Origin of the sequence: Myxococcus sp. AS-1-15 (assembly GCF_020037055.1) — a bacterium.
Classification (GTDB): Bacteria; Myxococcota; Myxococcia; order Myxococcales; family Myxococcaceae; genus Myxococcus; species Myxococcus fulvus.
The window spans coordinates 337,725-350,624 of the sequence record NZ_JAIQDF010000007.1; the positions used below are offsets into that span (position 1 = coordinate 337,725).

Below are 12,900 nucleotides of genomic sequence, written 5' to 3' on the forward strand. Positions count from 1 at the left end.
CGCCGAGGCGGCGGCCCTGTCCGGCGCGGGATGGCGGTCAACGTCTCGCGGTCGGCCGCAGGCCGTCGAAGAGGAGGTTGAGCGCGCGCTTGCGGAATGATTCGCTCCACTCATCCGCGAGCGCTTCCTGGCAGATGGCCGCGAGCAGGGCGATCAGCTCGGCGGGGCGCAGGTCGTCGCGGACGGTGCGCGCTTTCTGGGCGCGTTCGAGCAGCAGATCGACGCCGGGCCGGAGGCGGGCCAGCGCATCGCCGACGCGGACCCGGACGCCGGTTTCGGCGAGTCGGGCGAACACCGCCCTGTTGCGGGCGCTGATGGCCATGACGCGGGCGCAGAACTCGAACAGGGCGGTGCCTGCGTCCTGCTTGTCGACCATCGCATCGACTTCCGTGATGAGTCGGTCCAGCAGGTGCATCACCACGGCCTGGAGCAGCTCGGGTTTGGTTGGGAAGTGCCGGAACACGGTGCCAATCGCGACGCCGGCGCGCGCGGCCACGGCCTCGGTCGAGGCTGACGCGCCCTGCTCGGCGAACACGGCCTCGGCCGCATCCAGGATGCGCGCACGATTGCGGCGGGCATCCGCACGAACGGGTTGTTCACCCGCACCACCGCCCGCGGGCGGCCCACCTTTTCTCTCCATCCGCCGTTCCTCCTTGAAAAAGTGAGTCGGACTCACTATCAATCCTGAGTCGCACTCACTTTATCTCAGGAGGCACGACCATGTCACAGACGGCGACGGGGGCCGCGGGTCCGCTCACCCTCTACCGGCGCATGCAGGAAGCCCTCCTCGGTGACGAGGCGACGCTGCTCCCAGCGGAGCTGTTGGCCGAGGATGTCGTGGTCGAGACTCCGTTCTCTCCTCCAGGCATGCGACGTCATGAGGGCCGCGAGGCATGGCTGGCGTTCTACCGGGCCCGAAGCGCGGTCCTGCCAGTGCGGTTCGAGCAGCTCCGCGAGCTGGCGACTCATCAGACCGGCGACCCCGAGGTCATCATCGTCGAATACGAGCTGACTGGGACGGTCACCACCACCGGCCGGCGCGCCTCGGCGGTCCTCATCGGCGTGCTGCGGGTCCGAGACGGCCTCATCCAACACTGGCGTGAGTACCAGGACGTCCTGGCGATCAGCGAGGCGCTGAAGCTCACGCCCGAGGACCTTGGCGGAGCCGGCACGCCCCCTTGAGCGGACACGCGCAGCGCTCGACAGCGAGGGCGTCGAGCGCGCGGCCGACTGCCGGGGTGCGGAGAAGGCGCATTCTCCGCTCCGTCCCACCGCCGTCGGAGGGTATGAAGAACCGCATGAGTGAAGAGCGTACGCCCGCCGAACCCGAAGTGATGGAGCCCACGTTCTGGCGGAAGAATGGTTGGTCGGCCCGCGTCATCAAGAACGAGGAGGATGACGGCTGGGCCGTGGAGATCCGCAAGCAGGGCATCCCCGAGCCCGTCCTCATCAGCCCGTGGGTCATGGGCCGCGACAAGAAGAACCCCAAGCCCTTCGATGCGCCCGCGTTCGCGACCTTCGTGAAGACGGCCTCGGAGGTCCTCGACCGCTCCGCCCGACAGCGCGACCAGGCCATGACCCGCAAGCTCTCCATCGCCTGGGAGGGGCGCTGGTACGAGGTCCGCATGGAGCTGGTGGCCGACGAGTATGAGCCCCACGCCCTGCTCTCGGCCATCGACGACGCGGGCACCACGGTCGCCAAGCATCGCGTGCCGATGAACTTCAAGTTCAACAGAGACACCGCCAACGCATGGGTGCGCGGCGGCTTCTCCGAGCCCTGAGCTGGCGGCCCTCCCTTGGGTTAGGCTTCTGGCCTCCGACCAATCTTCGAGGGAGGGCAGCACGCATGTTCAAGGACAGCGCCGCGTCAGGACTCGGGTCCGAGTACCGCCCGCTCGATTCTCCCCAACTCGAGAACCCCCACCCGTTCCTCGCGCGTGCGCGGCGGGAGGCGCCGGTGTTCTTCAGCCCGGCGCTGGGGGCGTGGGTGGTGACGCGTCATGCGGACATCAGCGCCGTGGTCGCCGATACCGAGCGCTTCTCCTCCGCTGAATCCATCACCGTGGGCGCCGCGACCACGCCTCCCGAAGTCGTCGCCGCGCTGATGGACGGCTACCCCCTGGTCCCCAGCCTCGTCGACAATGATCCGCCCGCGCATTCGCGCTTCCGCGGCCTCGTCAGCAAGGCCTTCACCGGACGGCGCCTCGCGCAGAAGGAGCCCTTCATCCGCGCCCTCGTGGAGGAGCTCATCGACTCCTTCCGGAACGAGGGCAAGGCGGACCTGTTCCTCCGGTTCGCCCATCCGCTGTCGGCCAGCATCATCGCGGAGATCCTCGGCATCCCCCGCGCGGACATCCACCGGTTCCGGCGCTGGTCCGACGAGCTGACCACGGTCCTCGCCGCCCATGGCCCCATCGAGCACCAGGTCGCCTGCGCCCGAGGCGTGGTCGAGTTCCAGCGCTACCTCGCCCAGGCGCTCGAGGAACGCAAGACAGCGCCCCGGGAGGACCTGCTGAGCGACATCGTCACCGGCTCGCGGGAGCTGACGCCGCCCCTGAGCATGGCGGAGCTCGTCAGCATGCTGATGCAGGTCCACTTCGCGGGGCACGAGACGACCGCGGGCCTCATCGTGGGCGCGGTGGAGCTCCTGCTCGAACATCCGGAGCAGCTCCAGGCCCTTCGGGACGACCCGAGCCTCATCGCGGGCGCCGTCGAGGAGGCCGTGCGGATGACCTCCCCCGTGCATGCCATGTTCCGGACCGCGCTGGAGCCCGTGGAACTCGGGGGCGTCCCCATCCCCAAGGGCGCCCACATCCGCATCGTCTACGCGTCCGCCAACCGCGACGAGGCCCGGTTCCACGAGCCGGAGCGCTTCGACGTCCGACGGCCTGACGTCAAGAAGCACCTCGCTTTCGGGCAGGGGCTGCATTTCTGCATCGGCGCCCCGCTCGCGCGGCTCGAGGCGCGCCTGGCGCTGGAGGCCCTGCTCCGGAGCCTCCCGGGGCTCCGGCGGGTGCCAGGGCAGACGCCGGGCTTCTTGAAGAGCGTCACCGTCCGGCGGCACGAGAGCCTGGAGGTCGCGTGGGAGGTCCACGCGACACAGCCTCGCTGACGACCGCGCTGATGCCGCGAGGAACCTGGGACCGCCAGCCCCCCGGTATCAGGGGGCGCGCCACTGGTTGTAGTTGGAGCGATGCATGTTCGTGTGCCCGCGCTGCTCCTGCTGCGCCAGGTACTTCTCGAAGGTGTCCCAGACTCCACCCTCCTGCAGCTTCGGCCCGTAGGTGTCGAGCGCGGCGGGCCATCCCAGGTTCTGGATGCCATGCGCCATCATCTGGTGGTGCATGGACAGGCCGTCGTACTCGGAGCGCTCCGCCTCGTGGGCATAGCGTGTCTCTCCCGCGTTCACATCGGACGGGTCCTCGAACTCGCCCGCCAGCGCCCGCGCCTTCAACGCGTCCGTCCGCGGCGTCTGCAAGGCATTGGTCATCTCGAACGCCATCATGCTGGCGCGCCGGGGCGACGGCGTCACCCGCTCCTGGATGAGAATCTGCCGGGCCAGCGGGCGCCAGGCCGCGAGCGGGGCATATGGGTCCGTGTTCCCGGTGCTGACATTGACCGAGCCTTGTTCGAGGATCGACTGCACCCATTGCTGATAGATGGGGTTGCGCAGGAACTCCTCATGCGCCCTCCGATCGAAGTCCGCGTACTTCGACGGGTCCGCGTCCACCACGTCCTCGCTGTCGCTGTCACCCTCGCGCTGGACGACGCCGCTCCCGCCCCACGACATCCGCTGCACCGGCGCCGCGCGAGGCCCTCCGTCGTACGCGCGCTGACGCTGGAGCTGCGCCTGGACCGAGGGGCGCTGATTGAGGCGCTCCGCCAGCATCCCCAACGCGCTCCCTCCCGCGGAGAAGCGCTGCGCGACCGGCCTCGCCGCATGCGACTCCAAAGCCCGTGCTGACTCGACCCGTTGAATGACGGTGTGCATCGCTGGATGACCTCGTGAGGGTTCACGGCGCCCGCGCGGAGGTGCATGGGCTCACGAGATGATCTCCAACCGCCACGCGGCTGTCACGCCACGCACGTCCGCGATGAGGCGAGGCAGCGAGAGCTTCGCCATGGCGACCCCACCTCCCCGATGCGGTGGAGCATGAAGCGGGAGCCTCCCGCGACGTGGGCCTGGGCGCTCGCGGATGAGAGGAATCATCGAACCGCGCATCCTCGCAACCCGGCGCTCGCGGCTTCCTTCTTCACGCGTAGGCGGCGCCGGGAGAATTCGGCACCAGCCAGGTCGCGTGAGGCAGGACGACGACGCGGCGATTCAGGGCGCGACAGGACTCGGCGCGGGCGGGGACCCACCCGGGCAGTCCCGCTGGTAGTCCGCGAGGGTGCGCTCGAACCGCTCCCGCTCCTCTCGCGGCCACTGCTCCTGGAGCCTCGCCACGGCTTGCCGCTGGTCCGCCAGCGCCTCCTCGCACCGCCCCATCCCCCGAAGGACCGCGGCGGAGGTCTCCAGCACATAGGCGTTGCGCGGCGCCAGTTGCCGGGCCACCCGCACCCTCGGCTCCGCCTCCGCGTGGCGCCCCGCCTGGACGTAGTGCCATGACAGCTCGTTCGCGGCCCACCAGTACGTCGGTGCCAACGCGTTCAACCGCTCGAGCGCTTCGACATAGCCAGGGGCCTCGGGAGTCTGTGAGCCCAGCAACTTCGCCAGGTGCGACCAGGCGTCGGCGCTCTCGGGGAAGCGGGCGACGCGCATCCGGACCCACTCCAGCTCCGCCTCGGGAGTCCGGTTCTCGAGGGGCATCTGGAAGTGGATCCGGAAGAGGCGCGAGGTCGCGATGGGATGCCCCGCGAGCATGGCCGGTTGATACCGGGTCGCGGCGAAGACCTTCACCAGCTCCTCGCCGAACTTCGGGAAGAGAGACTCCACGACCTGGAGTTCCCGCGCGCGTCCGTCCGTGTCCACCCGGCCCCGGAGGACGACCACCTGTGGTTTGCGGAGGAGGAAAGCCTCCCTCGGGATGTCCGGCATCGACGGCCCCTCCACCCGCTTCACTGGCTGGAAGTTCGTGAGCAGGAACTCACAGGCGTCGAACAGGTCGACGGCGCAAGCGGCCGACAGCGTCGCGGAGGCCTGCCGCACCTGCACCTCCGTGGGCGCGCCCTTCAACAGCGCCACGGCCTCGGCGAAGGCCTCACGCGCCCGCTCCGGCGCGACGCCTCCCTTCGCCCCCGGGTTGAACAACGACTCGGGTGGCAGCTCCGAGGCCTCGCGCGGATTGCCTTCCGGGTCCAGTTGGTACGCCATCGCGAGGGAGAGCTGTCCATGACTCGCGGGGAGTGACGGAGCCCCCGAATGGGCACAGCCCGTCGCCCACAGCACGACCGACAAGGACACGATGAGAGTGTGACGCATGGACGGTCACGCTACCCTCAGCCCGCCCCTGGGGCCACCGCCGACGCGGCTTCGTCAGCCCTCCGTCTTCCACTCGCGCTCGAACCCGTCATGGAGTTCGTGGACCTGACAAGGTCGGCGGTGGTGCATCCCACCGCCCCAGCGAGTCCTGGGACAGGGCCGAACGTCCCCGCTCCTTCCTTCGCCCCGGGGGGCCCTCCACAATCCCTGGCCTCCACGTGGCATGGACAGGAGCCCCGCATGCGGACCCAGATGGCCCGGTCAACCCACGAGCGCGCCAGGCAGCCCGTGATGCGCGCGGGGCACACGACGGACTCTCCCCACGTCAGCCAGTTGAGAGCGCGTCAGGGAGAGCTCGACCAGAGTCCTCGCGTGCGGGCGCTGTCGCGCGTCGACACCTCGCTCAACCCGGGCGCACCGAGCTCCGCCGCGCCCATCCAGCGGATGGAATGGCGAAGGCAGGGAGCGGGCGTCGTCCCGGAGGACACCACCTACGCCGGCCCGGCGCCCGACCTCGCACTGATTCCTCCGGGACTGCTGGAGCACCAGATCTGGGATGACGCCACGAACAACATCTACGACGGCGCCACCGGGCTGCTTCGCGCCAACCATCACGTGCCCCAGCCGGGAGACGCATTGGTTCCAGGGGACCTGCAAGCGCAGTTCGACATGCTGAGCGAGGGTCCGCCCGCCGCGAGCAAGAACGTTCTCAAGAACTATCTCCCCAAGCTCAACACCCTGTCCAAGAACATCGGGGCGTGGATGGCCAAAGAGGCGCCTCCGGGCAGCGAGGAGGAGATGGCGGGCCTCAGGCTCAAGGCGCGAATCGAAGCCATCAAGAGCCGCCCCGTGCTCCGTGAACAGCCGACCCTCCCCCCAGACAACGAGAGCGCCAGGGCCTCGTTGGCGCTGGGCGGCGCGGCCAACAGGCTCCATGACCACGTCAAGCCTGGAACCGACACGCCCGGGGCCCCCATTGACGTGGACGTCATCGACTCCGCGATATCCGAAGATCCCACCGGCCGGACCCGCTCCGTCAGCACTGGCGAGCTGACGCCCAGTGGTGACGGGCTCATCTGGTGGGCTTCGGCGGCCCAGGGCCTGCGCGAGGTCGCGGAGAGCAAAAAGACAGAAAGCAAGTTGCTCCACCTGCCGGTGGGCTCCGGGAGGGTCCCCATTGGCGTGAAGGGCCCGAGCAAGAGCCTGCTCAAGGGAGAGTTCATCGTTCTCGGACATGGCGCGCCGATTGCTTACGACGAGAACCCCAACCAGCAGGGATTGCGAACGCCCGGCAACGCCGGACCGGAGCACAAGGTCAGCTATCCCGAGTTCCTCAAGCGACTGACCCATCTGCAGGCAGCAGAGAGCGTGGACGACCCGGTGCTCGCCCAGGCGATGCTGGCGATGGTGAAGAACCCCGCCGAGGATCCTCCGGACGCGCTCGCCAGCTTCCACGACCTGCTGAGGGAGATGCTCGTCACCTGGATGGTCGCTGAGCCCGCCCGGCACCGCTCCGTCATCTTCAACAGCGTGCTGAGTCTCCAGGAGATCGCCAACGGAACCCACAAATTCGCGGACATGCTCCCGGACGACGGCCTGTATCCGATGACCGGCGGAGGCACCGCGAAGGCAGGACGGAAGGCAGAGGAGTCCGAGAGAAACCTCTTCGCGAACAAGGCCGCCCACCCGCCCACGAAGGTCGAGAACCGACAGAAGGACCAACTGAAGCGGACCGCCACGGGCGGAGACCTCTCCTCCCCGCTCGAACAGGTGCTCCTCGAGCACGGCATCGGAGGCACCCGCCTGCGCTACGTTCCGCAGGGGCCCTGAGCTGGGAGCAGCAGTCGCTCATCACCCTGGTGGCCATCCTGGCCCTGGGCCCCACCCACCCCGCCTTCCCTCGCGGCCCGCGCTTCGTCCGACCACTGGAACTGGTCTCCCCTCCCCTTCCAGGCTCCCCAGGGTGACGAGACTGGCGGACAGGTCCTGGGTCACGCGAGGCGCGCCGGCAGGGGCTGTCCCGTCGCGGGAGCAAAGACCTCGACGGGAAGCGTGACCGGCCCACGGACGATGAGGGAGGTCGTCCAGTCGATGTGCTCCGTGCGGAGCTCCAGCCGCTCCACCCGGGAGACGAGCTCCTCCAGGGCGACGCGCGCCTCCATCCGCGAGAGCATGGCCCCCAGACAGTAGTGGGCCCCATGTCCGAAGGAGAGGCGCGGCGGGCCCTCCCGCTCCAGGATGAACCGGTCGCCGTCCGGAAAATACTTCTCGTCGCGGGCGGCGGAGGCCAGCGACACCAGGACCAGGGCCCCCTGGGGCAGCTCCACTCCGGCCAGCGTCACGTCCTGGGTGCACAGGCGCAGCGTGGACATCACGCTGGGCTCGTAGCGCAGGGTCTCCTCGACGAAGCGAGGGATGAGAGTGGGGTCTTTGCGCAGGCGGAGCAGCAGCTCCGGATGGTGGAAGAACACCCGCGCGCATTGGCTGAGCAGGTTGACGGTGGTCTCCAGCCCCGCGACGAGCAGCAGGAAGAGGAAGCTCATCAACTCGTGATGGGTCAGCGCCACCCCGTCCATCCGCGCCCGGAGCAGGTCGCTGACCATGTCATCCCGCGGAGCGCTCCGCCGCTCGTCCAGCACGCCTTGGAAATACCGCTCCATCTCATCGAGGGTGCGGTGCTGGCGCTCCATCTCCACTGCGCCCTCCGGCTGGACTCCATTCATGGTGACGAGGACATGGGTCCAGCGCATGAAGTGTTGCTGCAACGAGGCATCCAGCCCGAGGAGCCAGCCCATCACGGTCGCGGGAATGGGCATGGCGAAGGCGTCCACGAAATCCACGTGCTTCTTGTCCATCATGTCGGCCACGTGCCGCCGGGCGACCCCGCGCAGGCGGGCCTCCAACTGTGCCAGCGCCGCGGGAGTGAAGGCACGGCTGATGAGCGCGCGCAGTCGCCCGTGCTGGGGCGGATCCAGGAAGAGGAGCGAGTCGGCGAAGGGGTTGACGCGCTGGAGCCAGGGCGGCTGCGCGGTCAATCGCAGCCCCTGGGACGAGAAGAGGCTCGCGGACTTGAGCACCTGCTGTGCCTCGTCGTAGCGGGTGACGAGCCACATGCCACCGGGGTCCACCTGGACGACGGGGCCACGGCGTCGCAGCTCCGCGAGATGAGCGTGAGGCGACTCCAGGTATTCGCGGGACAGGAGATCGAGTCGGGTGTCCATGGGCGTGGGACCTCCACCTGGAGATGGTAGGGATTGCCAGACATTGCTCAAGCGAGCGCGGGAGGGCAGTCCGCCACCGGACAGATGAATTGTCCTTGGGCCCAGCGGGCCTCACCCCCACTCGACGTGAGCGTAGGCCTCCGTGGCCTGCTTCAGCTCCTGCATCTGCCAGGGCTTGAGCCTGCGCTCGCAGCGCACGCGAAGCCCTCGCGTCCCGAATCCTTCCGCCGCGCGAAGGACGTCCACGAAACGGCCGACGGCCTCTTCGCTCACCAGCGTCGCCTCGATGGGCACCTGCTCCGCGGGCCGCACCGTCAGCCGCCATGCGGCCTGCCTGTCGGCATCCAGGCGCTCCAGCTTCCTCGCCAGGGAAGAGTTGGCGCAGTGGCGCAGGCCCACCGGGTCCGCGTCGCGGAGCTCCAGCCACGACAAGCTCGGCAGCAGCGCCAGCTTCTCGAACGTCTTCGACCAGCCAACCCCAGGCCCGGCGACCAGATGGGCCCCGTGCCCTCCGCACTCACACAACTCCAGCCTGCTCACGGAAGGATGGAGGTCCAGGTCGTGCGCCGCCGCGAAAGCCATCCGACGAATCCGTCGGACACCGCGCAGGTGCGCATGCATGAACCACTCCCTGTCGAGCCCTCCGCCCCAATCAATCTCACGCACCGTGCTCCACGCGACGCCCGGCTCGGGCCAGGGCGGTTGAAGGGTGGCTCTCCCACCCAGTTGGACAGCCACTGGGAACCCTCGCTCGAAACGCGTCGTGCCCGGCATGACGAGCAGCCCCAGAGGCTCCTCCCAGCTCGTTCGATGCGCCGCGAGCAGCGCGTCGACCCGGGCCTCATCGGGAGCGGGCGAGCATTGCAGCACGATGAACTCGCCCCAGGGGTCTCCAAGGGCCACCAGCTCATCGGCCATCACCAGCCGCGCGGCATCGTCGTCGAGCTGGGCGTAGACCTGGGGCAGCCACTGCTCCCGGATGCTCGCGCGGCGCCGCTCGTGGTCCCCTCTCGCGTCGAGCGCGTTGCGCACGTCCCGCAGCACGGCCTCGGCGCGCGCACCCAGGACCGGAGGCACCCACTCACGCCCCATCCGGATGATGAAGGCGAGCCGACCGGCGGATTCGTTGTCCGGCGCCAGTCTGGTTTGCAGCGCCTGGAGCGGCGCGATGTCGAAGGGCGGGCCCACGTGCTTGAGCGCCAGACACAGCTTCGTCAGGTTCAGCGGAACCTGGAACTCGGGCCGCCCGGACAGGCTCACCAGCGCGGGCCCGAGCTGCGGGTTCGGGGACATCCGCAGGACCTGGTCGAGGTAGAACATCTCCAGTGTCGAGGACCGCCTTGTCTCCGACACGAGGGTCGACGCCATGGCTCTGGGAGTGACCTCCCGCGTCCCGTCCGGCGACGGCTTCTCGTTGCCCTCCGCGTCGAGACGACTCGCGACCAGGCGCTGCTCGACCTCCTCACACAGCTTGACCAGCGCCGGTGAGCGACACACCCGCCAGGCGGCCAACAGGGCGCCGAGCGCCTCGTCTTCGTCGTACCGGGCAAAGGACTCCGCGGCGCGCTCCAGGTGACCCAACACGCTGTCTTCCACACCACCACTCTACCGCGACGTGGACACGCTCACATCCATTCCACGTGGGAGAACCCAGACGCGGCCCGGCGCAGGCGCTCGACGCGCACGGCATCGAGGCTGTGCTCCCGGTGCACCCGCAGGCCCCGGGCCCCGAACCCCTCCGCCGCGCGCAGGACCCGCTCGAAATCATCGATGGCCCGCTCGCTCAGGAGCGTCGCCTCGATGGGCACCTCCGCGCCCGGCCTCACCGTGAGCGACCAGCGTCCCTGCCCGACGATGTCGATGCGCGCCAGCTTCGTCGCCAGCCTGGAGCCCGCGCACAGGCTCACATCGTCCAGGTGCGCGTCACGCAGCTCCAGCCACGACAGGCTCGGCAGCAGGGCCAGCCTGTCGAACACATCCGCCGCCACGGGCGTGCCGCGCACCTGGGGCACGACAGGCCCACACAGCTCCAGTCGAGTGACGCCAGGTGGCTGCCCCATCAACCGGGCCCAGAACAGCTCCACGCTCCGCATCCTTGTCACGCCCCGAAGGTGCGGATGCGCGAGCCACTGTCCATGGACCACAGACCACGCGAGCCCCACCCAGTCGATCTCCCGCACCGAACACCAGGCCGGTCCTGGCTCGGGGGGAATCCGACGCGCCGCCTCTCCCGACATCCGCACCGCCACGGGCAAGCCCCGCTCGAACCGGGTCGTCCCAGGCTCGACGAGGCCCCCCAGGGACAGCTCCCAGCTCCGGACATGCTTCGCGAGCAACGCGTCGATGCGCGTCGGGTCCGGAGCGGCGGAGCACTGGAGCACGATGAACTCGCCCAGGGGGTCGCCCACCTCCAGCAACTGGTCCGCCATCACCAGCCGCGTGGATTCGTCCTCGGGGTTCGCATGGACGCGGGGCAACCACTGCTCCAGGATGCGGGCGCTCCGCGACACGTCATGGGCCTCGCTCACGTCGCCAGCATATCGAAACCCTACGGCACCAAGCAGATGCCACGGTAGAAGCCGCGCAGCCGCATGAAGCCGAAGCTGTGCCCGCACACGAGGGGGCGGCAGGTTCATCCGCAGGAGACACTGACTCGATTCCGCGGCAGCCGAGGGTGTCCATCCGCGAGCGGTGTCCGGAATGCTCGATGCGGCGACTCCGACCAGCCGCTCGGCTACCTGTCCCTCCCTCTCGGCTGAAGCGAGTCCCTCGCACGTCGCCGCGAGCACAGGCGGAACCAGGTCGAGGCATCGGTTGAAGGGGATGCCCCGTCGCTGAAATTCATCCTTGTTGCCCTCCCCCGGGCGGATGGCCCGAGGCGCCGCACGGCCCCCACCTTCGCGGAGTCACGGAACGGGAGGGCCCATGCGACGCACGTGGACGATGGTCCTGGGGAGCGCAATCCTGGCGGGTGCACTTCATGCGGGATGTGGACCCGTTCGGGAGGAAGTGGAGACGACGATTCGAGAGAAGCCGAGCGCGGTAGAGGAGTCCCCTCTCGCGAACAGGCATGCGCCGAACAAGGCGTTCCAGGCGGCGCCGCTGGCCCGCAGTGGTGCGGCGGTCGCCTCGGGTGGTGGCAAATACCTCGCGGTCTGGGGAGATATTCGCCAGGGAGGCATCTACGGCACCCGGGTGGCGAGGGACGGCACCGTGCTGGACCCCGCAGGCATCCGCATCAACGTGGGGACGTCGAGGGGCCGCGCCCCCGCCATCGCCTTTGATGGCACCCACTTCTTCGTCGTCTGGGAGACGGGCAGTGGCATCGAAGGCATCCGCGTCGGGACGAACGGTACAGTGCAGGGGAAGGTCTTCTCCGTCATCAGCTCGGGTGAGACCTTCGGCCCCGTCCGCATCGCATGCTCCCCTCAGGCCTGCCTGGTGACCTTCACGGTCATCGGCACGGATGAGTCCGTCATCCATTTCAAGCGGGTGAGCCGTGAGGGCGTCGTCCAGCCCTCCCCGGACGAGACCGTGAGCCAGGGGTTCGCCTTCGCCTTCGACAGCGCCGTCACCTGGAACCCCAGCACGCAGCAGTTCCTCGTCGTCTGGTCCGACGCCCGTGGTGACACGGAGGACGAGAACGACATCTACGGCAACAGGGTGAGCGAGAGCGGCATCATCCTCGACGGAACCGGGTTCGCCATCTCCACGTCTCCAGGGCTCCAGGTGACTCCGGACGTGGCGTGGACCGGGCGCAGGTTCCAGGTCGTCTGGTCCGACCTCGAGGGGATGGACGCCAACATCCGCGGTGCGCTCGTGCGCCGGGATGGCTCGGTCGAGACTCCCGCGGGCTTCGACGTCTCCGTGGCTCCAGGACAACAGCGGGACCCTCGGCTGGCCCACCACGGCTCGAAGTCCCTCGTCGTCTGGGATGACACGCGTGAAGGCTCGCACCGCGTCTGAGGGACGCGCCTCGGCGAGGATGGCTCGACGTGGGACCCAGCGGGCTTCCCTGTCTCGGGAAATGACACCTCACAGGCCTTCGGACCAGCGGTCGTCTACGGAGGCAACCGCTTCCTCGCGATATACGGCGCGGGGGAGAGCTCGACGCCTGGCGTGCCCCACTTCGTGCTGGGGACTCGGGTGGGCCACGATGCCGAGATCGAGGATTCGCCCGCCCTGCCGCTCACCCTCGAGCCAAGGCCCGGCACGAGGAAGCTTCCATGACGAGTAGCCCGGCGCCGACAGCGAGCG

11 protein-coding genes are annotated in these 12,900 nt (G+C 69.0%); 5 read left to right on the top strand and 6 right to left on the bottom strand.

Going from position 1 to position 12,900, the window contains the following annotated elements; translation table 11 throughout:
- Nucleotides 1-37: 37 nt before the first annotated feature.
- Nucleotides 38-640 (bottom strand): TetR/AcrR family transcriptional regulator, encoded by a 603-nt coding sequence (locus tag K8625_RS21090; protein WP_223747322.1) that lies wholly within the window; start codon nucleotides 638-640, stop codon nucleotides 38-40.
- Between the two features lie 80 nt (nucleotides 641-720).
- Here K8625_RS21090 and K8625_RS21095 point away from each other — a divergent pair, with 80 nt between their 5' ends.
- The 3 genes from K8625_RS21095 to K8625_RS21105 all read left to right on the top strand — a co-directional run bounded on the left by K8625_RS21095 (nucleotide 721) and on the right by K8625_RS21105 (nucleotide 3,112).
- Nucleotides 721-1,182, top strand: a complete 462-nt coding sequence (locus K8625_RS21095) for a nuclear transport factor 2 family protein (RefSeq protein ID WP_223783716.1) — start codon at nucleotides 721-723, stop codon at nucleotides 1,180-1,182.
- Nucleotides 1,183-1,298: 116 nt separating this feature from the next.
- The gene (locus K8625_RS21100; RefSeq protein ID WP_223747320.1) at nucleotides 1,299-1,781 is read left to right on the top strand and encodes a hypothetical protein; all 483 of its coding nucleotides are present in this window, start codon (nucleotides 1,299-1,301) and stop codon (nucleotides 1,779-1,781) included.
- 65 nt (nucleotides 1,782-1,846) lie between these two features.
- Nucleotides 1,847-3,112 carry a cytochrome P450 gene (locus tag K8625_RS21105; protein WP_223783717.1) on the top strand — a complete coding sequence of 422 codons (1,266 nt, stop codon included), beginning with the start codon at nucleotides 1,847-1,849 and terminating at the stop codon, nucleotides 3,110-3,112.
- Between the two features lie 48 nt (nucleotides 3,113-3,160).
- Here the strand turns inward: K8625_RS21105 and K8625_RS21110 are convergent, their stop codons facing one another.
- The gene (locus tag K8625_RS21110) at nucleotides 3,161-3,991 is read right to left on the bottom strand and encodes a hypothetical protein (RefSeq protein WP_223747318.1); all 831 of its coding nucleotides are present in this window, start codon (nucleotides 3,989-3,991) and stop codon (nucleotides 3,161-3,163) included.
- Nucleotides 3,992-4,324: 333 nt separating this feature from the next.
- Nucleotides 4,325-5,422, bottom strand: coding sequence for an energy transducer TonB (locus K8625_RS21115; protein WP_223783718.1), 1,098 nt, complete (start codon nucleotides 5,420-5,422; stop codon nucleotides 4,325-4,327).
- 240 nt (nucleotides 5,423-5,662) lie between these two features.
- Between K8625_RS21115 and K8625_RS21120 the strand changes: the two genes are divergently transcribed.
- Nucleotides 5,663-7,252, top strand: a complete 1,590-nt coding sequence (locus K8625_RS21120; RefSeq protein WP_223783719.1) for a hypothetical protein — start codon at nucleotides 5,663-5,665, stop codon at nucleotides 7,250-7,252.
- A 161-nt stretch (nucleotides 7,253-7,413) separates the two neighbouring features.
- On the opposite strand, the gene K8625_RS21125 is transcribed toward K8625_RS21120, so the two are convergent.
- The 3 genes from K8625_RS21125 to K8625_RS21135 form a co-directional block, all read right to left on the bottom strand.
- A complete protein-coding gene (locus tag K8625_RS21125) occupies nucleotides 7,414-8,643 on the bottom strand; it encodes a cytochrome P450 (RefSeq protein ID WP_223783720.1) in 1,230 nt (409 codons plus the stop codon).
- Between the two features lie 111 nt (nucleotides 8,644-8,754).
- Nucleotides 8,755-10,227: a hypothetical protein gene (locus K8625_RS21130; protein ID WP_223783721.1), complete on the bottom strand. Its 1,473-nt coding sequence runs from the start codon at nucleotides 10,225-10,227 to the stop codon at nucleotides 8,755-8,757.
- Nucleotides 10,228-10,268: 41 nt separating this feature from the next.
- Nucleotides 10,269-11,171 (bottom strand): TIGR02996 domain-containing protein, encoded by a 903-nt coding sequence (locus K8625_RS21135; RefSeq protein ID WP_223783722.1) that lies wholly within the window; start codon nucleotides 11,169-11,171, stop codon nucleotides 10,269-10,271.
- Between the two features lie 481 nt (nucleotides 11,172-11,652).
- On the opposite strand from K8625_RS21135, the gene K8625_RS21140 reads away from it, so the two are divergent.
- Nucleotides 11,653-12,609: a hypothetical protein gene (locus K8625_RS21140; RefSeq protein ID WP_223783723.1), complete on the top strand. Its 957-nt coding sequence runs from the start codon at nucleotides 11,653-11,655 to the stop codon at nucleotides 12,607-12,609.
- Nucleotides 12,610-12,900: the final 291 nt, after the last annotated feature.

What these genes read in the sequence shown, in the direction of transcription:
- K8625_RS21095 (WP_223783716.1), top strand. Translation starts at nt 721, where the DNA reads ATGTCACAGACGGCGACGGGGGCCGCGGGTCCGCTCACCCTCTACCGG.
- K8625_RS21105 (WP_223783717.1), top strand. Translation starts at nt 1,847, where the DNA reads ATGTTCAAGGACAGCGCCGCGTCAGGACTCGGGTCCGAGTACCGCCCG.
- K8625_RS21100 (WP_223747320.1), top strand. Translation starts at nt 1,299, where the DNA reads ATGAGTGAAGAGCGTACGCCCGCCGAACCCGAAGTGATGGAGCCCACG.
- K8625_RS21115 (WP_223783718.1), bottom strand. Translation starts at nt 5,422, where the DNA reads ATGCGTCACACTCTCATCGTGTCCTTGTCGGTCGTGCTGTGGGCGACG.
- K8625_RS21125 (WP_223783720.1), bottom strand. Translation starts at nt 8,643, where the DNA reads ATGGACACCCGACTCGATCTCCTGTCCCGCGAATACCTGGAGTCGCCT.
- K8625_RS21120 (WP_223783719.1), top strand. Translation starts at nt 5,663, where the DNA reads ATGCGGACCCAGATGGCCCGGTCAACCCACGAGCGCGCCAGGCAGCCC.
- K8625_RS21110 (WP_223747318.1), bottom strand. Translation starts at nt 3,991, where the DNA reads ATGCACACCGTCATTCAACGGGTCGAGTCAGCACGGGCTTTGGAGTCG.
- K8625_RS21090 (WP_223747322.1), bottom strand. Translation starts at nt 640, where the DNA reads ATGGAGAGAAAAGGTGGGCCGCCCGCGGGCGGTGGTGCGGGTGAACAA.